Genomic DNA, 22378 nt, shown 5'->3' on the forward strand with positions numbered 1-22378 from the left:
CCATCCTTTTTCTTGGAGCGTGTCAAAGGTCGATGCGCTCCGCTATAAAAAGGATTAGTAAAATAATAGGGGGTAGAGAAAGGTGGGTTTTTATGGAATTTGTAATGAACAAAGGAATAACAGTAACTATCGATGATGATGAGATTGTGAGCTGGAATCATGACCAGAAGAAAAAAGCATGTTTTATAAGGGTTAAAGATGGATCTATATGGTGCTATATGTAAGCTACGAGAGAATTTTTTTCTTTGGATAAATATAATTAAAGTTTGTAGGGTGGCGCATCCGCGCTGAATATAAAAGAAAGATAAGAGGTAGAAGTTATGAAAATGGCGAGTACAGTATTATGGGCTTAAATCTGGAATGGAAGAGATTCACGACATGGAATATGAATGATTATATGGAATTTGAGATTGATCTGGTGAAGAAGCTGACTCCGGATCGCCCGGTTACAACGAATTTTATGCAGCTCTATGACGGACTTGATTATCGGAAGATGACAGAACTGATCAAAGAGCTGATTACAAATGCAGGAATCCGGATAAAGGAACTGCCTGAGAACGTGGAATATCATGAGCGTTATACGGATACACACCGTTATGCCTTTTATATCAATGAGGGCGATGTGGCGGCAGAACTTCTGAATGTGACAGAACTTCTGAGTGGACAGGTTGTAAACGGAAAAATCTCTGTTGATGCAAAAAATGTGATGATTATAAAAGGGAAAATATAAATTAAAAGATCATCAGTACTGCTCCGTAAAAGATGCCTAATAAACGCAGGACGGCAGATAAAAAACTGTAAAAGCAGGCTGCGGAAGTATGAAGTTGATTTTTGAAAGATATATAGGCAGAAGCTGTATTAAAAGGAGGATGTTATGTTTATAAAAGGAATGGATATTTCCACCCTGCTGGAGGAAGAAACCTGTGGTGCGAGGTATTATGATAATGGTGTAGAACAGGATTTATTTGCTATTTTGAAAGCATATGGTACAAATTCTGTGAGATTAAGACTCTGGAATGATCCATATGCGCCGGATGGTACCCCATATGGCGCAGGGACCAACGATTTGAATAAAGTGATTATTCTTGCCGGACGTGCAAAAAAATATCAAATTGGATATCTGCTGGATCTTCATTACAGTGATTTCTGGGCGGATCCGGGAAAACAGACGACACTAAAAGCATGGCAGGGTATGAACGAGGACGAATTGGAGGCAGCGGTATATCAGTATACAAAAGAAGTCATGCAGACACTAAAAGACAAAGGCCTGCTTCCGGAAATGGTACAGGTTGCAAATGAGCTGACAAATGGTCTGCTCTGGCCAGGCGGTAAGAAACCGGAGTTTGACCGGATCGCAAAGTATCTGAATGCAGGAATCCGTGCAGTGAGAGAGATTCAGGCGGATATTCCGATCATGATCCATCTGGACAATGGTGGCTTTAATGAGATGTATGTGGAGTGGTTCGACGAATTTACAAAGCGAGCAGAACCATTTGACATTATAGGCTTGTCTTATTATCCGTTCTGGCACGGCACGATGGAAGATTATCGCGATCGCGAGGGTAAACCGCTGGATCAGTTAAAAGGAATGGCGACAAAGCCGGAGCTTGTAGAGAAGCTGAATTATTCGATGACAAAGGAAGGACAGGCTTCATTTATGAAAGACTTTTTGAAACTGATCGCAGATATTCCGAGTGGAGAAGGCTTCTATTACTGGGAGCCTTCATGGATTCCGGTTCCGGGATGTGGTTGGGCGACAGAAGCAGCACTTGCATATACCGGAGAAAAAGGACCGGGAGGAAATGAGTGGGCGAATCAGGCCTTATTCGATTATGATGGAAATGCCCTGCCTGCCCTTGCTGTGATCCGTGATTTTAACAGACTAAACTGTAAATGAAAAAAATATCAATTACGCAGTGGCAAGAAAACTGATATGACAGGTATGGAAAATTCAAGATCTCTGTTGTGGATTTAAATATAATAAAAGGCTGAATGCTCTGTACATTTTTGTGCAAGACATTCAGCCTTTTGTTATTTCGGAACAGAAATGTCTGTTTCCGAAAAGCGGTATTTATATAGTGCATAGGATCTATTTGCTGGTGGGTTCGTGCTTTTATTCTTTGGTGCTGTCTTTAGCGTCCACTATTTTTACTGCCGGTCGTTGTTCTGTTTGCTTTGGTGTTTTCCACAGCTTTCGTTTTGCTGTTTGCAGTAATCTTTTCGGCAGTTTTTGCCTTGCCGGTTACGGTAACTTTCTCGGTGCTCTTTATTTTCTCGGCAGTTTTTGCTTTCTGTGCATTCTGCTTCAATGTTTGTTCCTGAACGGAATGCATATCATCAATCAGATGCTCGATACATTTCTTCTTAACATAGACATCGACGGACAACATAGATACCATACACATATCATGAAGATAAGCGTCTGTTTCCGGATCATACATATCGGATGCCTTATCATAGGTAGATAAAATGCTCTTGATAATATCGTTATAGTTATCAATCTCATAATTGAATAATTTGCGGTAGACCTCTTCGATATTGACCGGGGACTCGCCGTTATAGCAGTCGTTGTTATTCATCGGGGCAAGAAGTGTCTGGATATCAGTGATACTTACAAAGTTCTTGAGGTAGTAAATATACAACAGCATGATCAGATGATCCTTGGAGTAACGCTTCTTGTCAGGGGGCGGGAGAAGGTTGTTTTTCGTATAATTGTTGATCATGGTCTTCGTCATGGTCTTGTCTTCTTCGCTTCGCTTATTAGCGTTCAGCTTATCCTCCATAAAGGTTGTTAGCTGATCCATATATAGATCAATCTCGGGTATATCATCCGGATCAATGTAACTTAGAGAAGTTGCGATCTGTAATAATTTTTTTCTGCGAGTAATATTTTTATTCATTAGAATCTCTCCCAAACGTAACCAAATCTGTATGAATTCTATAGGAAAGTCCTGTTTTCATGTAAATGATATGAAATACAGGACTTTATAACCTTAGTATTCTATTATATAGGAATAAAAACCACAACACAAGCGTTTTGCCAGAATTTTTATAAATTACGAATTATATTGGAATCTGTATACCTGCACGATACCGGCATTTTAGTACAGGTAAAAGTCATATAAGACAAGACTTCATTATGCGTTGCCGTCATCATTGTCGGTATCCGGCTGTGGCAGGATTTCAAGAAGAACTCTGGATACACGTTTTTTATCCAGTTTTGTGACTTTACAGGAGATTGCTCCGTCGGATGCAGTATCACCGACCGAAGGAAGGTGATCTAATAACTGAATGATATAGCCACCGATGGAATCGTAATCTTCGGATTCAATATCCAGATCCAGAGCATCATTTAAGTCATCGAGCTTGATGCCACCATCGATGCTGTAGTGTGTATCATCTATTTTTACGATATTATTATGTTCTGCATCATCGTATTCATCCTTGATATCACCGATGATCTCTTCAATCAGATCCTCCATGGAGATCAGACCGACGCTGACACCGTATTCATCCAGAACGATACCGATGGAGTTAGAACTGGATTTCATATTAGTCAGAAGATCATTTGTCTTCTGAAATTCATACACATAGAGTGGTTCACGAATGATCTTTGCAACATCAAAATTGTTGATATCATGAGTTGCTTTATAAAAAAATAAATCTTTTACATGCAGAATACCGATGACATTATCACGGGAATCCTTATAAACAGGAAGTCTGGTGTAAGGAACCTCCATATATTGCTTCAGCAGTTCATCATAAGAAGCAGTAACAGGAACCATGGTCACATCGGCACGGGGAATCATAATATCACGTACACGGGAATCTCCGAAGTCCACTACATTTGTGATCATTTCCTTTTCTTTGTTCTCAATAACACCTTCTTCCTCGCTGACATTTACCATAGTGATCAGCTCGTCTTCGGTGATGGATTTGGCGCTTCCGTTTGTATCCATTCGTAAGATCCAGAAAATAACATGAGAGATCTTGTTGATGATGAACACAAATGGGGTAAAGATATATACCAGAAACCGTACGACGTCCACATAAAGTATTGACATTTTAACACTGTTATTTTGGGCAAGCGTTTTCGGCGTGATCTCACCAAATAACAGGATCAAAAGGGTGAGGATTCCTGTTGCGATTCCGACTGCCTTGCTTCCAAATAAATTAGTGGTAAGTGTTGTTGCAAGAGCGGAAGCTGAAATATTCACGATGTTATTACCTATTAATATTGTGCTGATCAGTTTGTCACTGTTAGAGATCAGTTTAAGAACTCTGGCAGCACGTTTGTTCCCATTGTCAGCCATTGAACGCAGAGTGAATTTATTGACAGTTGTAAGAGCTGTTTCGGCAGAAGAAAAGAATGCCGACAACAGGATCAATAGAATAATTGTAAATAACTGGATAATTGTACTGGGGTGCAAAAAAGATCATCTCCTAAAAATATTTTTGCTTTTGATTGTACAGAATAGCGGAAATCTTGTCAAGAACAGAATGGCTAAGAAATGATGGTTTTACATAAACATTACACTATCCGGTAATGTTCGGAATAAATGACGGAGAAGATGCAGATACTAATGCATGTAGATGATAATAGACAGTTATGCAGATATCATTGCCTGATGTTGTTGGTGCATGACCGGATCTATGAAATCTGCGAGAAAGACTGACAAATGTCAAGGAGGTAAGAACGATGAGAAGTTCAACAGAAACCTATCATGAGGTAGCAGAACGTTGTAGTGCTTATGAAAAGACATGCCATTGCAACAGCATGACCAACAAAGCGGATGGTGAAAAGAGCTGCTTAAACTGTTCCCATTTCAGCAAGGACGAACATTGTAAATTAGATCTTTATGATCCGATTGTAAAGAATCTGAAATAACAGGAAAACAGAACTGAAGGGTTCACCCCTGATCGGTCAGCCGGAAAAGACTTAGAAAATGAGCCTTTTCCGGCTTTTTCAGGCACATACGTTCTTTTCATAATTGACACATATTCAACTAATTGATATACTTTTAGATTAGAAAAATGGAAAGGTATGTGTATCGATGATAAGTGCAAATAACGTAACATTAAGATTTGGAAAGAAAGCTTTATTTGAAGATGTAAATATTAAATTTGTACCGGGTAACTGCTACGGACTGATCGGAGCAAACGGAGCCGGTAAATCAACCTTTTTGAAGATCCTTTCAGGAGAGATCGAACCATCAAAGGGCGATGTCACAATGGATGAGGGTGAGCGTCTGTCTGTATTACAGCAGGATCATTACAAGTTCGATGAATACACAGTACTCGATACTGTTATCATGGGAAACAAGCGTCTGTATGAGATTATGAAAGAAAAAGATGCGATCTATGCAAAAGAAGATTTTACAGATGAAGATGGTATCCGTGCTTCTGAACTTGAGGGTGAATTCGCGGATATGAACGGATGGGAAGCAGAATCCGATGCGGAGACCTTGTTAAATGGTCTGGGTGTAGACACAGAATATCATTATATGATGATGAAAGATCTGGATGGTGGACTGAAGGTTAAGGCACTGCTTGCGCAGGCGTTATTTGGCAATCCCGACGTTCTCCTTCTCGATGAGCCTACGAACCACCTGGATATGGATGCGATTGCATGGTTGGAGGAATTCCTGATCAACTTTGAGAATACCGTTATCGTGGTATCCCATGACCGTTATTTCTTGAATAAGGTATGTACTCAGATCGCCGATATCGATTATGCAAAGATCCAGTTATATGCCGGTAACTATGATTTCTGGTATGAGTCCAGTCAGTTGATGATCAAGCAGATGAAAGAAGCGAATAAGAAGAAGGAAGAGAAGATCAAGGAATTACAGGAATTCATTCAGAGATTCTCGGCAAATGCTTCCAAGTCCAAGCAGGCAACTTCCAGAAAGAGAGCACTGGAAAAGATCGAACTGGATGATATCAAGCCATCCAGCCGTAAATACCCATATATTGATTTCCGTCCAAAGAGAGAGATTGGAAATGAAGTATTGACTGTATCACATATCTCAAAGACGGTAGAGGGCGAGAAACTGTTAGATGATGTATCATTCACAGTAGGACATGATGATAAGATTGCATTTGTCGGACCAAATACAAAGGCAACGACAATGCTGTTCAAGATTCTTGCAGGAGAAGAAAAGCCGGATGAGGGAAGTTTTAAGTGGGGGGTTACAACTTCACAGGGCTATTTTCCGAAGGACAATACAAAGGAATTCGATAATGACCTGATCATCGTAGATTGGCTGACACAGTATTCGGAAGAAAAGGATGCAACTTATGTACGAGGCTTCCTTGGAAGAATGTTATTTGCCGGTGACGATGGTGTCAAGAAAGTAAAGGTTCTGTCCGGTGGAGAAAAGGTTCGTTGCATGTTATCCAAACTAATGATCATGGCTCCAAACTGCCTGATCTTAGATGAGCCTACAAACCATCTGGATATGGAATCTATTACAGCATTGAATAATGGACTGATCAAGTTCCCTGGTGTTATTCTGTTCTCGTCACAGGATCATCAGTTCGTACAGACAACAGCAAACCGTATTATCGAACTTACCAATACAGGTCTGATCGATAAGCAGACAACATATGATGAATATCTGGCAAATGATGAGCTTGCAAGAAAACGTCAGATCATGAACATGGATGTTGATGGAGAAGATTAAGACAGAGATTAAGATGGCAGACAGGGGATGTTTCATATGAAGATGAGATTAGAAAAGCCTGAGATTGCAAAGCGGGCAGGCGAAGAAGGAAAGATTTATTCGTTTGGCAAGGAAATATGGCGGTTTATCCTGGTATTCCTGGTCGGAAGCTTTATTGCAGGTTTGATTCCTGCAATATATGAAATGTACCTGTTCCTGTCAGATATGGAAATGTTTGACCAACTGCAGCGACTGTTCTTAAACGGAGATTCATCTTTTTCGGATATGATGGAACTGGCAACCAATATGACAGACGGAATGTATATACTTACATTATTCTGTACACTGATCCTGATCATTTCTGTTCTGATCTATTGTAATAAGATAGAAAAGCGTTCCTATTATTCTATGGGACTTGTTAAGAAAGATGGAGCAAAGCATTATGTACAGGGCTTGCTTATTGGCGCGGTATCCTTTTCTCTTTGCGTACTTGCAGGTGCTGCTCTTGGATTTATAAATATTAAGGGATGGAATCAGAACTGCAATCTGCTGATCGTGCTTTTGTATTTTATCGGATTTTTGGTACAGGGCTTCAGTGAGGAGATCGCATTCCGAGGATATTTTATGATAAGCCTGATGAAACGAAGCTCGGCAGTAAAAGCTGTTCTTGTGAATTCACTGGCATTTGCATTCTGCCATATGTTGAATCCGGGACTTACGATTCTGGCATTCCTCAACCTGCTGCTGATCGGAATATTCCTGTCACTGTATGTGATAAAAACAAATGACATCTGGGGTGCAGCGGGCTACCACAGCATGTGGAATTTTGTGCAGGGAACCTTTTATGGAATCTCTGTCAGCGGAACCAACGTAGGAAGTGCTGTTCTTTCCTCTGAAATCAAACCGGAAAATATATTCCTGACGGGCGGTAAATTCGGCATGGAGGGCAGCATCGTGGCAACTGTCGTGATGGCAGCAGTCTTAGTCCTCGGAATGCTTTACTATAATAGAAAAGAAACAAAACAGAATATAGCTGGATAGAAGAAGATCACACAGGGTTGTCTTCGGAGTGAATCCGTTATATGAATATACCCACTATAACATGACGTTTGCGAGGATTTCGTCGCAAGCAACACATTGCCAGTAAATACGGGTGCTTGTCTGAGCCGAAGGCGAGTTAGCACAGAAGTATTTACGAATCAGGCATGTGTTGCGAGCAGAAACCGCAGCAAGTCATTTATAGTGGGTATATTTATATTTGGATCACTTCAGAGACAGTCCTGTGTGATCTTCTTCTATATAGGTATTATTTATAGCTCCAATCCGAGATCGAAGATGAAGTTACAGATCTGCTTGACACGCTTCTGGTTGTCCTCGGATACGCCGGGAAAACAGATGTAGACATCGTTGTATCCCGGATTCAGTTTCTTTGCGAAGTCGGTATCGCTGATGTTAATTGCATATGGAGCACTCTTTCCTGTGTAAGCAGGAGAAGTTGTGATCTGGTCGTTGTAATCAGCGGTGAAAATATCATACAGATCGGAAGGCAATGCTTCACCCAGTGTATGAATGATCGAACTTTCACTTAAGTATTCCAGTCCCCGTTTATTTGTGATGATAATATCGTAGTAGTTTTCATCACAGAGAGTAGGAAATGCAATGTAGTTTCCGCTTTCGGCATCTTTGGATGCTTCGTTGGTGCTAATGCTTGGATTATACTTCAGATCCAGAACTTTCTGAAATTGATAATTGTCATCAAAACCATAGTAGTTCCAATAATCAGCTTCTATGACAGAGGTATCAAGTGCTTCCAGATCTTCACAGTTTACAACCGCATAGGAGAGTGCAATCGGTTTGTTGCCGCGGAAGAATGCAACTACGATCAGGCTGATTGCGATGATCACGATCAGCGGTAGCAGGATCTCCATCTTATACGCATATAAAAAGTATTGTAACTTCTGCACCAAGGTCATTCCTTCGGTCGTTTCCTTTAATCGTTTTCTTTTTGCTGCCCGACGCTCCTTACGGGACATGGTTGCAAATTCCAGTTTGTCCTCAATCTTAAGATCTTCCTTTGGTGGAACCTTGCGTGGATCTTTGAACTCGTGCGGCGGCTCCTGTTTGTTTTCGATAGTCTGTACCTTTACCGGTTCCTTCTTTTCGACGGCAGCCTGAGTATTGACAGTTTCCTGTTTAGTTTCGATATTTTGTGCCTTAGCCGGTTTTGCTGTTTGCACAGCAGTCTGCTTTTTTGCCTGTACATTGGAAGTTGCGGAGGTATGGTTGTTTTTCTTCTTTTTCTTTTTGCTGTTGCTCATAGTGTTTCCTTTTCTACTTATATAATAATGATAAGTATAACACAGATGGAAATGGATAAAAAGAAGCAGGCGTGGTAAAGAGTATGAAAAAAGAATGAAAATATAAGAAATGAAATATAAAGAATATGTATTTAGCAGGTCATAAAGACGTGTACCTTGAAAAAAACAGAATTAGCGATATGCGTTGTGGTAAAAACGTATACATTTTAACGAATCCGCAATGCACATTATATATAGATGGAGTTATACAGAAAGAGAACTGCAACTACGCGAAAAATGAGACAACGGAAAGATAAAGATTTAAATTGTATGTCAATTGAGCTAAAATTGTGGAAATAGTATAAATAAGCAGTGTCGCAAATTGGTAAATTTTTTTTAACGAAAATTTAAAAATGTACAAAAAAGATAAAAAAGAATAAAAAAGGGCTTGCCAAATTAGATAATATGTCCTATAATAAGCCTATGTTGACAAGGAAATTTGTCAATAATATCTTAAGAAAGCCACATACATAATCATGTTTGACATATTGTGCCAATGATAAGTCAATCAGATTGTGTATAATAAGTGGCAGGCATTCCAGTAAATAATACAGATGCAGATGTCAATCCGCAGAAGTATGAATGAAAGGAATAGCACACATATTTTAAAAGGAGGGTTTTTTTGTGAGAAAAATCAAAAAAGCATTGGCTCTTTCATTAGCACTTGCTATGGGATTATCACTTGTTGCTTGTGGTGACAAGACAGATAACTCAACAACAGAGTCAAAATCATCAGAAGCAACATCAGAGGCAGCATCATCAGAGGATGCATCATCAGAAGAAGCATCATCAGAGGACGCTTCAGGAGCAGCTAAGATCGAAGCTCCTAGTACAGATGGATGGGATGACAGCAAGAAGATCTACGCTTATTCATGGGATGAAGATTTCTCAAAGAAGCTGAACGTTGTTCTTGACAAGTTCCCAGAGTACAAGGATTACGTTGAGTTCGTAACACTTGGTCTTGGTGGAACATCAGATGACTACAAGACAGCTATTGATACAGCTCTTACAAGCGGAGACAAGTATCCTACACTTATCCCAGCTGATAACGATGTAGCTAAGTACTGGTCAGAAGATGATTCAAAGACAGCTAATCTGTATGACTTAGGTTTCACAGATGAGATGCTTGCTAACTCATACGACTTCGCTAAGCAGTATGGTACAACAGACGGCGAGCTTAAGTGCGTAACATGGCAGGCAACAGCAGGTTCTGTATACTACAGAAGAGACATCGCTAAGAAAGTTCTTGGAACAGATGATCCTGCAAAGGTTCAGGAAGCACTTGCTTCATGGGATAAGTTCTTCGAGACAGCTGAGACATTAAAGGCTGCTGGATACAAGATCGTGTCTGGTGCTCCTGATGTTAAGTATGCTATCTGGGATACTCAGTCACAGCCTTGGGTAACAGATGACGGTTCAAAGGAAACTCTTACACTTGACAAGTCAGTTACAGAGTATCTTGAGACAGCTAAGAAGATTTACGATGGTGAATATTCAAACAACACATCTATGTGGGATAATTCATGGGCAGCAGATATGAAGGATGATTCTAAGGTATTCTGCTACTTCGGATGTCCTTGGTTCATTGGTTCAATGCAGGGTAATGGTGCTACAGATGGTAACTGGGGAGCTGTTACAGGCCCTACATCTTATCACTGGGGCGGTACATATGTATGTGTAGGTAAGGATACAAATAACCCTGAGTTAGCTGCATTCCTTCTTTACGAATTAACATGTGATCCAGACGTAGGTGTTGAAATTACAAACCAGACAGGTGACTGTGTAAACAACAAAGAAGCTAATGCTAGACTTATCGCTGGCGAACTTAGCGCTGACAATGCAGCAGCTAAATTCCTTGGTGGCCAGAATCCTATCGAAGTATGGGCAGCATCAGCAGAAGGTATTAACCTCAGCAACTTAACATACCAGGATGCTTCAATCAAGGCATTTATTGATGAAGCTTCTACAGCATACAATTCAGGAACATACAAATCAGTTGATGAAGCTGTTAAGTATATCCAGGATAAGTGTGCATCAGAATTAGGTATTTCAGCTGAATAATCCCTAAAAACTGATTAAGTAACACAATTTGCACGCATCAGTAATGAAAGTTGCTGGTGCGTGTGTACTATAAACGATTAATTTTTAGGGGGTGCTCTTACACAATGAAAAAGAATAAGACAGTTGAATATGGAAAATATGGTTTACTTTTTCTCATTCCATTCTTTCTTGTATTCTTAGTTTTTCAGCTGTATCCTCTTCTTTATACTTTTTATAATTCATTTATCTATTCCGCTAAAAATGGTAGATATGTAACTGAGACGGTTGGTCTTGGAAACTTTACAAACTATGTATTTGCAAAGACTGGTAGCGAGTTCTGGCAGTCATTAATGGTAACAGTAGTTCTGTGGATCTTAAACTTCATTCCACAGATTTTATTGGCTTTACTTCTTGCTGCATGGTTTACAGACATCAAGATCAAGTTAAAGGGAAGCGGTATTTACAAGGTTATCATGTATATGCCTAACATTATTACAGCAGCTACAATCGCCGTATTATTCTACGGTATGTTCGAGGTTAATGGTCCTATCACGACTATTTTCAAAGACCTTGGCTGGTGTGATAAGGGTGGTATCTTAAATCATGGCTGGGCATCATTGATCATCATTGCTTTCATTCAGTTCTGGATGTGGTATGGTAACACAATGATCGTTCTTTGTGCAGGTATCTTAGGTATTAACCCATCCCTGTATGAGGCTGCAAGCGTGGATGGTGCTTCATCTAAACAGCAGTTCTTCAAGATTACACTTCCATTGTTAAAGCCGATCTTACAGTATACACTTGTAACATCAGCTATCGGTGGTTTACAGATGTACGATATTCCTCAGTTGTTCAATGAGGGCGGTCCTGTAGTTGTAACAGGCAGTGGATCATCCGTTAATTCAACAACAACAGTCGTAATGCTGGTTAAGAAGTATGTAAGTGCCGGAGGTACACAGGATTATGGTAAAGCCGCTGCATATTCAGTTATGCTTTTTGCATTCACACTGATTATCAGCTTACTGTTCTACAAATTAACAGCAGAAAAATCATCAAAGGATGGAAAGTAGGTGAACAAAGTGGATCAGACAGAATCAAAAGTATCAGGAGGCAAGATTGTCAGATACGTCGTTTGTATCTTGCTTTGTTTCCTGTCAATATTGCCATTTTATATTTTGATCATTAACTCTACTTTAAAGTCAACAGAAATTGTTACAGGTATTAAATTGATACCGGGTGGAGAATTTATTACAAACTTCAAAGGTTTGTTAGCAGGTAGTGAAAAAACAAGTGGTGTTAACGTACTTCAGGCTATGTTAAACTCTTTATTGGTTACTGTTCCGGCTACAGTATTGCAGATCTATTTCGGATCATTAACAGCTTATGCAGTTACAGTATATAACTTCAAGTTAAAGAAGTTTGCATGGGGCTTTATTTATGCGATCATGATGATTCCTCAGCAGGTATCAATCGTTGGTTTCATTAAGATTTGTAACTTAACACACTTATACGGATCATTCTTAGCACTGATTATTCCGGCAATCGCTGCTCCTACTACTGTTTATTTCATGAAGCAGTACATGGAAACAGGTCTTTCAGTTGAGATCGTTGAAGCAGCCAGAATCGATGGATCGGGAGAAATGCATACATTCAATACGATTGTACTTCCGCTGTTGAAACCGGCTATGGCAACACAGGCGATCTTCGGATTCGTTGCATCATGGAATAACCTGTATACACCTTCAATTATTCTTGCAACAGAGAGACAGAAGCAGACAATGCCTATGTACGTTTCAGCGTTAAAGGCAAATGATAAGTCAAGAGACTGGGGTCAGATTTACTGTGGACTTTTCACTACAGTACTTCCAATTCTGGTTATGTACTTCTTCCTTTCTAAGTACATTATCGCAGGTGTAGCACTTGGTGGTGTAAAGGAGTAAATAGGTCTTTTATAAAATATAATGTAGGTATCGGAAGCCATGGGCGATCGATACCCACATTATATATACTGAATAAGTGAGGAGAAGCTGCGGTAGCAGGTTCTCTATATTTTTGTTTATGAGGATAATTTGATGAATGAAATGACAAACAATCAAGACAACAAGAATAGCGGAAGGGATAAAGAACCGTTTTTGAGACGGGCAATGGATGCATTTGGAACAATGTTTGCACTGAATATCTGTTTTGTAATAGGATGTATTCCGATTTTTACGATTGGTGCATCATTTACTGCATTGTATGCAATGTGCATCCGACTTCAGGAAGATGAAGAGGAAACTGTTGTTTCTGGTTTCATTCATGAGTTTAAGCGTAGTTTCAAACAATCTACGATTGCGTTTTTACTGTTGCTCGTTGCAGTTGCTGTAATGTTGGCTGAATATATTATGATCAAACGAGTAACAGGATTTATTTCAACATTTTATACATTTGTGCTTATAATTGAGGCAGTATTAGTTGCACTTGTTGTACCGTTTTTATTTCCATTAATTGCAAGGTATAATAATACGTTGAGTATCACGGTAAGAAATGCAATGGTACTTTCAATCACTTATCTGTGGTCATGGGTAAAGGTCGTTATCGCATGGTTTGTCCCGATATTTATCTGTGTGAAATATCCGGTTGTGTTTGTGAGTATCTGGTATATGTGGTTGTTGCTTTTATTTGGAGCAATTGCGTGGGGAACAACACATACGATGCGTAAGATATTCCGTTTGAATGAACAAAGGATCATTGACACTGCAGAGAAGGAGAGAAAAGCTGCGGAAGAAGCGGCAAAGGAAGCTGAACTGTATGAACAGGAATCAGTGGATGAAGAGGGAAAATAAAAGAAAAACAAATTGTATTCTTTCAAAATAAAATAAAGGAAAAAGAAAAAGTCTGTAGAATAATAAAATTGTACGGACTTTTTTGTTATATTCGTTATATTGACCATGGAGGATGGTGAAATATGCTGATTCGTGAAAAACAGGAGCAACAGGAACATGAGATTCTGAATCCTTATGCATCATTCAGTGATCAGAGCAGAGGCAGGGATCGGGAAGAAGAACAGTGCGATCTTCGGACAGTCTATCAGCGGGACAGGGATCGGATCATTCACTGTAAGGCGTTTCGTCGTCTGAAGCATAAGACGCAGGTATTTCTATCACCGGGAGATGATCATTACAGAACCAGACTGACGCATACCCTTGAGGTGGCGCAGATTGCAAGAACGATCGCAAGAGCACTTCGACTGAATGAGGATCTGACAGAGGCAATCGCACTTGGTCATGATCTGGGGCATACGCCATTTGGGCATGCAGGAGAACGGGCATTGTCCAGATGCTCCGGCAGGTCATTTCAGCATAATGAACAGAGTGTGCGTGTGGTGGAAAAACTGGAGAAAAAAGGAGCAGGACTGAATCTGACCTGGGAAGTCCGGGATGGTATGCTGAATCATAAGACCTCCTGTACACCGGCAACATTGGAAGGAAAGATTGTCCGCCTTGCAGATAAGATTGCATATGTAAACCATGATATGGATGATGCCATCCGCGGTGGTATTATGAAAGAATCGGATCTTCCGATCAGTATTGTAAAGGCTCTTGGAAGCAATACAAGAGATCGGCTGGATTGTCTGATCCATGACGTGATCGATACAAGCTATGGTACGGATACAGTTGAGATGTCGGAGGAGATCGGAGATGCATTATCAGCTCTCCGCAGATATATGTTTGAATATCTGTATACGAATCCGGTGGCAAAGAGCGAGGAAGTAAAAGCAGAAAAGTTATTAGAGATATTATATGATTATTACATGGAGGATCAGTCAAGATTGAACAATGAAAGTATAGAGATGCTCTATATGGGTGAAGATCTTGCGACGGTGATTTGTGATTATATAGCGGGGATGACAGACAACTATGCGATCGAGACATTTAAGGAGATTTATGTTCCGAGTGCATGGCAGGGTGTCTGAGATGAGACTGCAATCCGTAAGGAGGATGTGTTTAGACAGAACCTTATGGACGTATAGATAGAAAGTAGTTGAATTGGAAAGGAAGGGTAGTCGTTGTACTATTCAGATGAAGTGATAGATGAGGTGATATCCAGAAATGATATCGTGAATGTGATATCGGGGTATGTCAGTCTCAGGAAAAAAGGAAGGACGTTTGAAGCCTGTTGTCCATTCCATCATGAAAAGACACCGTCTTTTAAGGTGGACCGGGACAAGCAGTTGTATCATTGTTTCGGATGCGGAGCTGGAGGAAATGTATTTACATTTATCATGGAATATGAGAATATGTCATTCCCGGAAGCCGTACAGTATCTGGCGGATAAGGCAGGAATGACGCTGCCGGAGAGTAATCAGTCCGGACAGGATGCATCAAGAGAGAAATATAAAATATTGCTTCGGGATATGAATAAGACCGCAGCAGCATATTTTCATTATATCATGCGGCATACAGAGCATGGAAAGAAAGCCTATGAGTATTTTAAGGGCAGAGGCCTTTCGGATGAAACAATCAATCAGTTCGGTCTGGGATATGCAGACATTTACCGGGATGATCTGTATCGTTACCTGAAAGGAAAAGGATATACAGATGCAGAGTTAAAGGACTCCGGTCTGGTTTTGATCGATGAGAAAAATGGTGGATCGGACAAGTTCTGGAATCGTGCGATGATTCCGATTCTGGATATCAATGGCAAGGTGATCGGATTTGGCGGACGAGTCATGGGTGATGGAAAACCAAAGTATATCAACACCAGTGATACAGTTGTATTTGATAAGAGCCGGAATCTGTTTGCAATGAATATTGCCAGGAGAAGCCGGCGAAAAGGGTTTATCTGCTGCGAGGGTTATATGGATGTCATATCCATGCATCAGGCGGGCTTTGATAATGCGGTAGCATCACTTGGAACTGCATTTACCTTTGGACATGCCAATATATTGAAGCGATATACAAATGAAGTATATCTGGCATATGACAGCGATGGCGCGGGTGTTGCGGCTACGCTGAAGGTTATATCGATCATGCGAGAAGTAGGTATCTCGGCGAGAGTTATTAATATGCGGCCGTATAAGGACCCGGATGAATTTATTCAGACACTTGGCAGTGAAGCCTTTGAGGAGCGGATCAAAAATGCAGAAAGCGCGATCATGTTTGAGGTTCGTATGCTGTCGGAACAATACAATCTGAACGATCCGGAGGAGCGAACCTCCTTCCACAATGAGACAGCAAAACGACTGGCACAGATAGAAGAAGTGCTGGAGCGTAATAATTATATAGAAGCGGTATCGAACCTATACCATATTGACAAGGCAGGTCTTACAGATCTGGTGCACAAATACGGAATTGCAGGTGTTCCGCGGTCAGAGATTGTAGAACGGGAAGAACGGCGGGCAGAGCATGAAAGCAGAGCTGCCGATCCGGCAAAGAATAAACCAATGAAGCTGCTTCTGACATGGATGGTCAACGAACCGGGATTATTTCAGAAACTGGATGGAATCATTGATGAAACCTGTTTTGAAGATGGTGTTTACCGGGTAGTGGCTGATAAGCTGTATTCCCAGTATCGGGAGAATGGCAGGGTAGAGCCTGCGAGCATCGTGACGACATTTGAGTCGTTGGAGGAACAGCGGCTGGTGGCAGAGATGCTTCAGACGAACATCGGAATTGATATGACGCAGGAAGAAATTAACAATGCAGTGACCGATGTTGTAAAAAAGATAAGTTTAAGCAGTATAGAAGATAAGCTGGCAAAGACAAATGATATAAGCGAGATGCAGAACCTCATACGTGCCAAAGCAAATCTTACAAAGCTGCATATTTCCTTATAGAATGGATAAACTATTATATATTTATGGAGGATCATGATTTATGGAATCAAAAGAGAATAAAGAGCAGATTGAAGAGAAATTTCAGGCGAAGCTGCAGGGCCTGCTTGAGATGGCAAAAAAGAAAAAGATGGTAATTGAAGATACAGAGATCATACGTTACTTTAATGATGCAAAAGAAATTGAGCTGAATCTGGAACGGATGGAGCAGATCTTTTCATTTTTAGAGAGCCACAATGTAGATATTCTGACGATCACAGAAGAGGATGACGATGAGGAGCTTCTGTTAGAAGATCTGGAAGAGGATGTGGATGTAGATAAGATCGACATTTCTGTACCGGACGGTGTCAGCATCGAGGATCCTGTCAGAATGTACTTGAAGGAAATTGGTAAAGTGCCTCTTCTGAGTGCAGAGGAAGAAATTGAACTGGCAAAACGTATGGAAGAAGGTGATGAGCAGGCAAAACAGAAGCTTGCAGAGGCAAACCTCCGTCTGGTTGTCAGTATTGCAAAGCGTTATGTCGGACGCGGTATGCTGTTCCTTGATCTGATCCAGGAAGGAAACCTTGGACTGATCAAAGCAGTAGAAAAATTTGACTACAGAAAAGGTTATAAATTCTCCACATATGCAACATGGTGGATCCGTCAGGCAATTACAAGAGCAATCGCAGATCAGGCAAGAACAATCCGTATTCCGGTTCATATGGTAGAAACGATCAACAAGCTGATCCGTGTATCCAGACAGTTATTACAGGAACTTGGCAGGGAGCCACAGCCGGAGGAGATCGCAGAGGTTATGGATATTCCGGTTGAACGTGTGCGTGAGATTTTGAAGATTTCGCAGGAACCGGTATCCTTGGAGACACCTATCGGTGAGGAGGAAGACAGCCATCTGGGTGATTTTATTCCGGATGATAATATGCCGGTTCCGGCAGATGCTGCTGCATTTACTTTATTGAAGGAACAGTTGGTTGAGGTACTTGATACGCTGACCGAACGTGAAAAGAAGGTACTTACCCTTCGTTTTGGTCTGGAAGATGGAAGAGCAAGAACACTGGAAGAGGTTGGTAAGGAATTTAATGTAACCAGAGAGCGTATCCGTCAGATCGAGGCAAAGGCTCTTCGGAAGCTCAGACATCCAAGCAGAAGCAGAAAACTGAGAGATTATATATACTAAAATAGGGATGGAGAGCATATGATAGAACTGTCGAAACGGATGCAGTCGGTTGCAGATATGATACAGCCGTGTGATGCAGTCGGAGACATCGGCTGCGATCATGCATTTGTATCGATATATCTGGTAGAACAGCGCAGAGCAAAACGGGTGATCGCATCCGATGTCAGACGGGGACCGATTGCGATAGCAAAACGGAATATTGAAGCAATGAACCTGTCGGATCAGATTGAGATTCGTATGGGTGACGGGCTTGATACAATTGTGCCGGGCGAGGTAAACGCTGTTGTTCTGGCTGGAATGGGCGGTATGTTGATGATCGACATTCTGGAACGCGGCGAAGAGGTGGTTACACGTTGTGATCAGCTTGTGCTTCAACCACAGTCGGATATTGAAAAGGTCAGACGATATCTGGCAGAAAAAGGATATCATCTTGCAGATGAACAGATGCTGATCGACGCCGGAAAATATTATAACCTGTTGGATGTAAGGGTTCATGAGATGGTGCAGAAGGATGAATATGATTGTTCAAAGCTTGCTGATGACTGGTGCTATATGTATGGTGGAAGCCTGTTACGAAAGAAAGATCCGGTTTTACGGTCGTGGCTGGTAAAACGGCGGGATACAACGGCCGGGCTGATCAACAGCCTAAGTGGTAAGAATACGGAGAATGCGGCAAAACGGCTGAAGACAGTAAAAGCAGAACAAAAGACCATTTGTGCAGTTTTGAAGCAGGTATATGGCATAGATGGATGACAGAGATCGTGGATGATATGATCATCAGTGGCCTTTGTTGACAGAAGGGTTTTGGAGGTTTATTAGAAATATGAGCGAAAAAGCGGTACATAACAGCGTGCTGACTTTAAAAGAGCTTGCAAAGAAATGGGCAGTCCGTGTAGGGGCTGATTCGGTTGAAAAGATCAATGAGATCGTAGAAGCAGGGAAAGGCACGGAATTGATCCTTGTATGTGAAGCCATGCAGCAGAATGCGATCTATGATATAGCCAGAAGTATCCGCAGAGAGAAAAAAAGGATTGTGATGATCGCAGGACCAAGCTCTGCCGGAAAGACGACATTTTCACACCGGCTTAGTATACAGCTTTGTGCACTTGGACTGCATCCGCATCCGATTGCAGTTGATAATTATTTTATCAATCGGGAAGATAATCCAAAGGATGAAAATGGAAATTATAATTTTGAATGTCTGGAAGCTTTGGATGTAGAATTACTGAATCATGATATGAATCAGTTGTTAAGCGGACAGACAGTTGAACTGCCGGAATTTGATTTTATGAATGGCAGAAGACTGTACAAAGGGGATAATTTGCGTATAGGGACTCAGGATGTTTTGATTCTGGAGGGAATCCATTCACTGAATCCCAAAATGTCATATGCACTTTCAGATGAGGATAAATATAAAATCTATATCAGTCCATTGAATCAGCTTATGATTGGATCAGAGGATAAGATTTCTACACTGGACAGCCGGCTGATCCGCCGGATCGTCCGGGATAACCGAACCCGTGGCCATGACATAGAACGAACTCTTTCGATGTGGCAATCCGTCAGACAGGGAGAGGAACGGTATATATTCCCATATGAAGACAATGCGGATGTGATGTTTAATTCCGGATTGTTGTATGAATATTCTGTGCTGAAAAAACATATTGAACCACTATTGATGGCAGTAGAAGAAACGTCTCCATATTATTCAGACGTCCTTCGATTAAAAGAGCTGACTGATCGGTTTCTTCCATTGGAAGAAACCGTCGTACCATTAAACTCCATCTTACGCGAGTTTATCGGTGGAGGCTGTTTTAAAGTCTGAGGATGATTCTCACTTTGTATAAGTCAATGAACAGATAAATGGGCTGGCTATATATGTATGAAACAGACCTTTTTCTACGTCGGTGCTTAACGAGCCGCTTGAAAAGCGGAGAGTTTAGAACCGCTACGTAGAAAATAGAACGCGAGTGTTCTGTGAAATACATATATAGCCAGCCCATTTATCGTCAGTATGATAAAAGCTGGACGATAAGCCGGGTTATGTCGAGAGTGATCATCTATCTAGGCTTTATGTTGCCATAAAGCTCAAGCGACCTACCTGAGACTTGACGGGCAGCCATTCGTCTCACAGCCGAAGCTGCTTTTTTGGTCTTGCTTCGAGTGGGGTTTACAGAGCCTGTTCTGTTACCAGAAGCAGCGGTGAGCTCTTACCTCGCCTTTCCACCCTTACCATATACATGGCGGTTTATTTCTGTTGCACTAGCCTGGGAGTTTCCTCCACCGGACGTTATCCGGCACCCTGCCCTGTGAAGCCCGGACTTTCCTCACCTGTCATATGACAGCCGCGATCACTTGTCCAGCTCATTACTTTTATAGCAGAATAGGGACGAAAAGTAAAGGGGAAAATATAGAAACAGAAACATGGTTTTCAAAACTACTTCTCATGGTATAAAAAATGGTTGAAGTGAATGGAGATGGGTGTTATAATCTCTCTATAGAAGCCTGATAATAAGTATTATCAAAGATTTGATATAAGAGGGTGAATAATATGGAGAATAATTATCTGTTAAATAAAGATTATATCAGAATAAAAAACATGAATACGATCAGCTATGGTGGTAATCAGTCATGGTGCAAGAGTAAGAAGATGCAGAAGGTAGGCTGCGGAGTGATCGCACTGGCGGATATATCCATCTATCTTGCAGAACAGAATCCCGGACTTATGACAGATGCAATCCGCAAGATCAACAAGCCGAAGGGACTTTATAACAAAAATGATTACCTTGAATATGTGAAATGGTTCTATAAGCATTATGTATTTTTCCTGTGGTATAAAGGAATGACAGGCGTGACGATAATGAATACATTGAACCGTTATTTTATGCTGAATGATATTGGACTTCGTGCCAGATGGAGACTGTTTTTATCTGACGAGGAAATGATGAAACAGATCAGGCATTTGATCCGTAAAAATAAGCCGGTTGTATTATCAATTGGTCCGAATATACCAAATGTATTTGGAAATAAAGGAATCCATATGTATGTGGAAAAGGATGGGCGGATGCTTGCTTCCATGAAGAAAAATGTTCACAGCCATTTTGTTGTTGTGACAGGAGTAGAGGAAATAGCAGGTCATGAATACCTGATCGTTTCTTCATGGGGTAAGAAATACTACATCAGCTACGAAGAGTACCGTGATTATGTAAAACATTCCGGCGGAAGAATTACAAGCAGCATCCTGTACATCAAAGGAATGATCTAATACGGAAATGTCCTTCTGTAGTTTGTGCGGATATTGTTATTTATTACAAAACATATACAAGGGGTTCTGCCCCGGATACAGACAACCACTATAATATGACTCGCTGCGGTTTCGATTCGCTGCACATGCCTGATTCGTAAATGCTTCTGCGCTAACTCGCCTTTGGCTCGAACAAGCGCTCGCATTTACTGGCAATGTGCATCTTATTTCAAAATCCTCGCTTATGTCATATTATAGTGGTTGTCTGTATCCGGGGCAGAACCCCTTCTGTATGTTTATAAGGAATAACAATATCAGTGCAAAGTTAAATTAAAAAATTTTCTGTATTAATGCCTGTAACTCGGTTTCTGTCAGTTCGCGGAATTCGCCGGGAGCGAGGGCTTCGTCCAATGCCAGACTACCCATGGACAGGCGTTTTAAGTAGGTGACTTTCATGCCGAGGGCTTCAAAGGAGCGTTTGACCTGATGGTAACGTCCTTCGGTGATCGTCAGAAGAATTTCAGAGGTGCTGGTATCAGGATTGGTGCTTTTTATGACCAGAGTGCCCGGCTTGGTTGGCTTATCATCTCCGATATCCAGACCTGCCTTGAATGCTTTGATATGTTCTTCTGTTACCAGCCCGTCGATACGGGCAAAATATGTTTTTGCTACATGCTTGGATGGGGATAAGAGATTGTGGGACAGTTCTCCATCATCTGTGATGAGCAGCAGCCCTTCTGTATCAATATCCAGTCTGCCGACAGGAAACAGATTTTTTACAGAAACAGAACCTTTTAACAGATCCAGAATGGTTGTGTGCAGTTTGTCATTGGTTGCGCTGACACAGCCTGCCGGTTTGTTCAGCATGTAATAGTGGTGCTTTTGATAGCCAATAACCGTTCCGTTGTAAGAAATCTGGTCTGTATTTTCATCAATCTTCTGTTCAGGAGATTTGCAGACCGTTCCATTTATTGATATCATTCCCTTTTTAATATATTGTTTTACCTGGGATCTGGAGCCGATGTCCTGATTTGCCAGAAATTTATCAATTCGCATAGCTGTTACCTGCCTTTTGTTCAT

Annotated in this window: 20 protein-coding genes and 1 other RNA gene; 16 read left to right on the top strand and 5 right to left on the bottom strand. The window is 41.1% G+C overall.

Annotated features, from left to right (window positions below):
* Window positions 1-92: 92 nt before the first annotated feature.
* The 3 genes from DWY07_RS13540 to DWY07_RS11585 all read left to right on the top strand — a co-directional run bounded on the left by DWY07_RS13540 (window position 93) and on the right by DWY07_RS11585 (window position 1897).
* Window positions 93-224 (top strand): hypothetical protein, encoded by a 132-nt coding sequence (locus DWY07_RS13540; protein WP_264293250.1) that lies wholly within the window; start codon window positions 93-95, stop codon window positions 222-224.
* 119 nt (window positions 225-343) lie between these two features.
* The gene (locus DWY07_RS13485; RefSeq protein ID WP_226801121.1) at window positions 344-730 is read left to right on the top strand and encodes a beta-galactosidase; all 387 of its coding nucleotides are present in this window, start codon (window positions 344-346) and stop codon (window positions 728-730) included.
* Between the two features lie 144 nt (window positions 731-874).
* Entirely contained in the window at window positions 875-1897 is a 1023-nt protein-coding gene (locus DWY07_RS11585) for a glycosyl hydrolase 53 family protein (RefSeq protein ID WP_117823267.1), read from the top strand.
* A gap of 235 nt (window positions 1898-2132) precedes the next feature.
* Here the strand turns inward: DWY07_RS11585 and DWY07_RS11590 are convergent, their stop codons facing one another.
* Complete coding sequence (locus DWY07_RS11590; protein ID WP_226801120.1) at window positions 2133-2900, bottom strand: DUF1836 domain-containing protein; 768 nt, start codon at window positions 2898-2900, stop codon at window positions 2133-2135.
* 237 nt (window positions 2901-3137) lie between these two features.
* Window positions 3138-4430 (bottom strand): hemolysin family protein, encoded by a 1293-nt coding sequence (locus DWY07_RS11595; protein WP_117823269.1) that lies wholly within the window; start codon window positions 4428-4430, stop codon window positions 3138-3140.
* A gap of 269 nt (window positions 4431-4699) precedes the next feature.
* Here DWY07_RS11595 and DWY07_RS11600 point away from each other — a divergent pair, with 269 nt between their 5' ends.
* The 3 genes from DWY07_RS11600 (at window position 4700) to DWY07_RS11610 (ending at window position 7706) form a co-directional block, all read left to right on the top strand.
* Window positions 4700-4888 (top strand): hypothetical protein, encoded by a 189-nt coding sequence (locus DWY07_RS11600; RefSeq protein WP_021943509.1) that lies wholly within the window; start codon window positions 4700-4702, stop codon window positions 4886-4888.
* A 166-nt stretch (window positions 4889-5054) separates the two neighbouring features.
* Window positions 5055-6686 carry an ATP-binding cassette domain-containing protein gene (locus tag DWY07_RS11605; protein WP_008401240.1) on the top strand — a complete coding sequence of 544 codons (1632 nt, stop codon included), beginning with the start codon at window positions 5055-5057 and terminating at the stop codon, window positions 6684-6686.
* Window positions 6687-6722: 36 nt separating this feature from the next.
* On the top strand, window positions 6723-7706 hold the full coding sequence (locus tag DWY07_RS11610) for a CPBP family intramembrane glutamic endopeptidase (RefSeq protein ID WP_173784124.1): 984 nt from the start codon (window positions 6723-6725) through the stop codon (window positions 7704-7706).
* A 269-nt stretch (window positions 7707-7975) separates the two neighbouring features.
* Here the strand turns inward: DWY07_RS11610 and DWY07_RS11620 are convergent, their stop codons facing one another.
* Window positions 7976-8983, bottom strand: coding sequence for a hypothetical protein (locus tag DWY07_RS11620; protein WP_117823273.1), 1008 nt, complete (start codon window positions 8981-8983; stop codon window positions 7976-7978).
* Between the two features lie 663 nt (window positions 8984-9646).
* Here DWY07_RS11620 and DWY07_RS11625 point away from each other — a divergent pair.
* From DWY07_RS11625 to DWY07_RS11665, 9 genes are all read left to right on the top strand, one after another.
* Complete coding sequence (locus DWY07_RS11625; protein ID WP_117823275.1) at window positions 9647-11083, top strand: ABC transporter substrate-binding protein; 1437 nt, start codon at window positions 9647-9649, stop codon at window positions 11081-11083.
* Between the two features lie 104 nt (window positions 11084-11187).
* Window positions 11188-12132, top strand: coding sequence for a sugar ABC transporter permease (locus DWY07_RS11630; protein WP_117823277.1), 945 nt, complete (start codon window positions 11188-11190; stop codon window positions 12130-12132).
* On the top strand, window positions 12133-13002 hold the full coding sequence (locus DWY07_RS11635) for a carbohydrate ABC transporter permease (protein WP_117823278.1): 870 nt from the start codon (window positions 12133-12135) through the stop codon (window positions 13000-13002).
* Between the two features lie 132 nt (window positions 13003-13134).
* Window positions 13135-13887 carry a YesL family protein gene (locus tag DWY07_RS11640; RefSeq protein ID WP_117823280.1) on the top strand — a complete coding sequence of 251 codons (753 nt, stop codon included), beginning with the start codon at window positions 13135-13137 and terminating at the stop codon, window positions 13885-13887.
* A gap of 122 nt (window positions 13888-14009) precedes the next feature.
* Window positions 14010-15017: a deoxyguanosinetriphosphate triphosphohydrolase gene (locus tag DWY07_RS11645; protein WP_117823282.1), complete on the top strand. Its 1008-nt coding sequence runs from the start codon at window positions 14010-14012 to the stop codon at window positions 15015-15017.
* A gap of 93 nt (window positions 15018-15110) precedes the next feature.
* The gene (gene dnaG, locus DWY07_RS11650) at window positions 15111-16880 is read left to right on the top strand and encodes a DNA primase (protein ID WP_117823284.1); all 1770 of its coding nucleotides are present in this window, start codon (window positions 15111-15113) and stop codon (window positions 16878-16880) included.
* Window positions 16881-16920: 40 nt separating this feature from the next.
* A complete protein-coding gene (rpoD, locus tag DWY07_RS11655) occupies window positions 16921-18054 on the top strand; it encodes an RNA polymerase sigma factor RpoD (RefSeq protein WP_021943499.1) in 1134 nt (377 codons plus the stop codon).
* 18 nt (window positions 18055-18072) lie between these two features.
* Window positions 18073-18807 carry a class I SAM-dependent methyltransferase gene (locus DWY07_RS11660; protein WP_117808764.1) on the top strand — a complete coding sequence of 245 codons (735 nt, stop codon included), beginning with the start codon at window positions 18073-18075 and terminating at the stop codon, window positions 18805-18807.
* A 70-nt stretch (window positions 18808-18877) separates the two neighbouring features.
* Window positions 18878-19879, top strand: coding sequence for a nucleoside kinase (locus DWY07_RS11665; RefSeq protein ID WP_117808763.1), 1002 nt, complete (start codon window positions 18878-18880; stop codon window positions 19877-19879).
* Between the two features lie 191 nt (window positions 19880-20070).
* On the opposite strand, the gene rnpB is transcribed toward DWY07_RS11665, so the two are convergent.
* An RNA gene (rnpB, locus tag DWY07_RS11670) (RNase P RNA component class A) lies at window positions 20071-20421 on the bottom strand.
* 184 nt (window positions 20422-20605) lie between these two features.
* Between rnpB and DWY07_RS11675 the strand changes: the two genes are divergently transcribed.
* Window positions 20606-21319, top strand: a complete 714-nt coding sequence (locus DWY07_RS11675) for a hypothetical protein (RefSeq protein ID WP_021943496.1) — start codon at window positions 20606-20608, stop codon at window positions 21317-21319.
* Between the two features lie 309 nt (window positions 21320-21628).
* On the opposite strand, the gene DWY07_RS11680 is transcribed toward DWY07_RS11675, so the two are convergent.
* Window positions 21629-22354 carry a pseudouridine synthase gene (locus tag DWY07_RS11680; protein WP_117823286.1) on the bottom strand — a complete coding sequence of 242 codons (726 nt, stop codon included), beginning with the start codon at window positions 22352-22354 and terminating at the stop codon, window positions 21629-21631.
* Window positions 22355-22378: the final 24 nt, after the last annotated feature.

Source organism: Clostridium sp. AF23-6LB, assembly GCF_003461085.1.
Classification (GTDB): Bacteria; Bacillota; Clostridia; order Lachnospirales; family Lachnospiraceae; genus Coprococcus; species Coprococcus ammoniilyticus.

What these genes read in the sequence shown, in the direction of transcription:
- DWY07_RS13540 (WP_264293250.1), top strand. Translation starts at nt 93, where the DNA reads ATGGAATTTGTAATGAACAAAGGAATAACAGTAACTATCGATGATGAT.
- DWY07_RS13485 (WP_226801121.1), top strand. Translation starts at nt 344, where the DNA reads ATGGGCTTAAATCTGGAATGGAAGAGATTCACGACATGGAATATGAAT.
- DWY07_RS11585 (WP_117823267.1), top strand. Translation starts at nt 875, where the DNA reads ATGTTTATAAAAGGAATGGATATTTCCACCCTGCTGGAGGAAGAAACC.
- DWY07_RS11590 (WP_226801120.1), bottom strand. Translation starts at nt 2,900, where the DNA reads ATGAATAAAAATATTACTCGCAGAAAAAAATTATTACAGATCGCAACT.
- DWY07_RS11600 (WP_021943509.1), top strand. Translation starts at nt 4,700, where the DNA reads ATGAGAAGTTCAACAGAAACCTATCATGAGGTAGCAGAACGTTGTAGT.
- DWY07_RS11605 (WP_008401240.1), top strand. Translation starts at nt 5,055, where the DNA reads ATGATAAGTGCAAATAACGTAACATTAAGATTTGGAAAGAAAGCTTTA.
- DWY07_RS11610 (WP_173784124.1), top strand. Translation starts at nt 6,723, where the DNA reads ATGAAGATGAGATTAGAAAAGCCTGAGATTGCAAAGCGGGCAGGCGAA.
- DWY07_RS11620 (WP_117823273.1), bottom strand. Translation starts at nt 8,983, where the DNA reads ATGAGCAACAGCAAAAAGAAAAAGAAGAAAAACAACCATACCTCCGCA.
- DWY07_RS11630 (WP_117823277.1), top strand. Translation starts at nt 11,188, where the DNA reads ATGAAAAAGAATAAGACAGTTGAATATGGAAAATATGGTTTACTTTTT.
- DWY07_RS11640 (WP_117823280.1), top strand. Translation starts at nt 13,135, where the DNA reads ATGAATGAAATGACAAACAATCAAGACAACAAGAATAGCGGAAGGGAT.
- DWY07_RS11645 (WP_117823282.1), top strand. Translation starts at nt 14,010, where the DNA reads ATGCTGATTCGTGAAAAACAGGAGCAACAGGAACATGAGATTCTGAAT.
- rpoD (WP_021943499.1), top strand. Translation starts at nt 16,921, where the DNA reads ATGGAATCAAAAGAGAATAAAGAGCAGATTGAAGAGAAATTTCAGGCG.
- DWY07_RS11660 (WP_117808764.1), top strand. Translation starts at nt 18,073, where the DNA reads ATGATAGAACTGTCGAAACGGATGCAGTCGGTTGCAGATATGATACAG.
- DWY07_RS11665 (WP_117808763.1), top strand. Translation starts at nt 18,878, where the DNA reads ATGAGCGAAAAAGCGGTACATAACAGCGTGCTGACTTTAAAAGAGCTT.
- DWY07_RS11675 (WP_021943496.1), top strand. Translation starts at nt 20,606, where the DNA reads ATGGAGAATAATTATCTGTTAAATAAAGATTATATCAGAATAAAAAAC.
- DWY07_RS11680 (WP_117823286.1), bottom strand. Translation starts at nt 22,354, where the DNA reads ATGCGAATTGATAAATTTCTGGCAAATCAGGACATCGGCTCCAGATCC.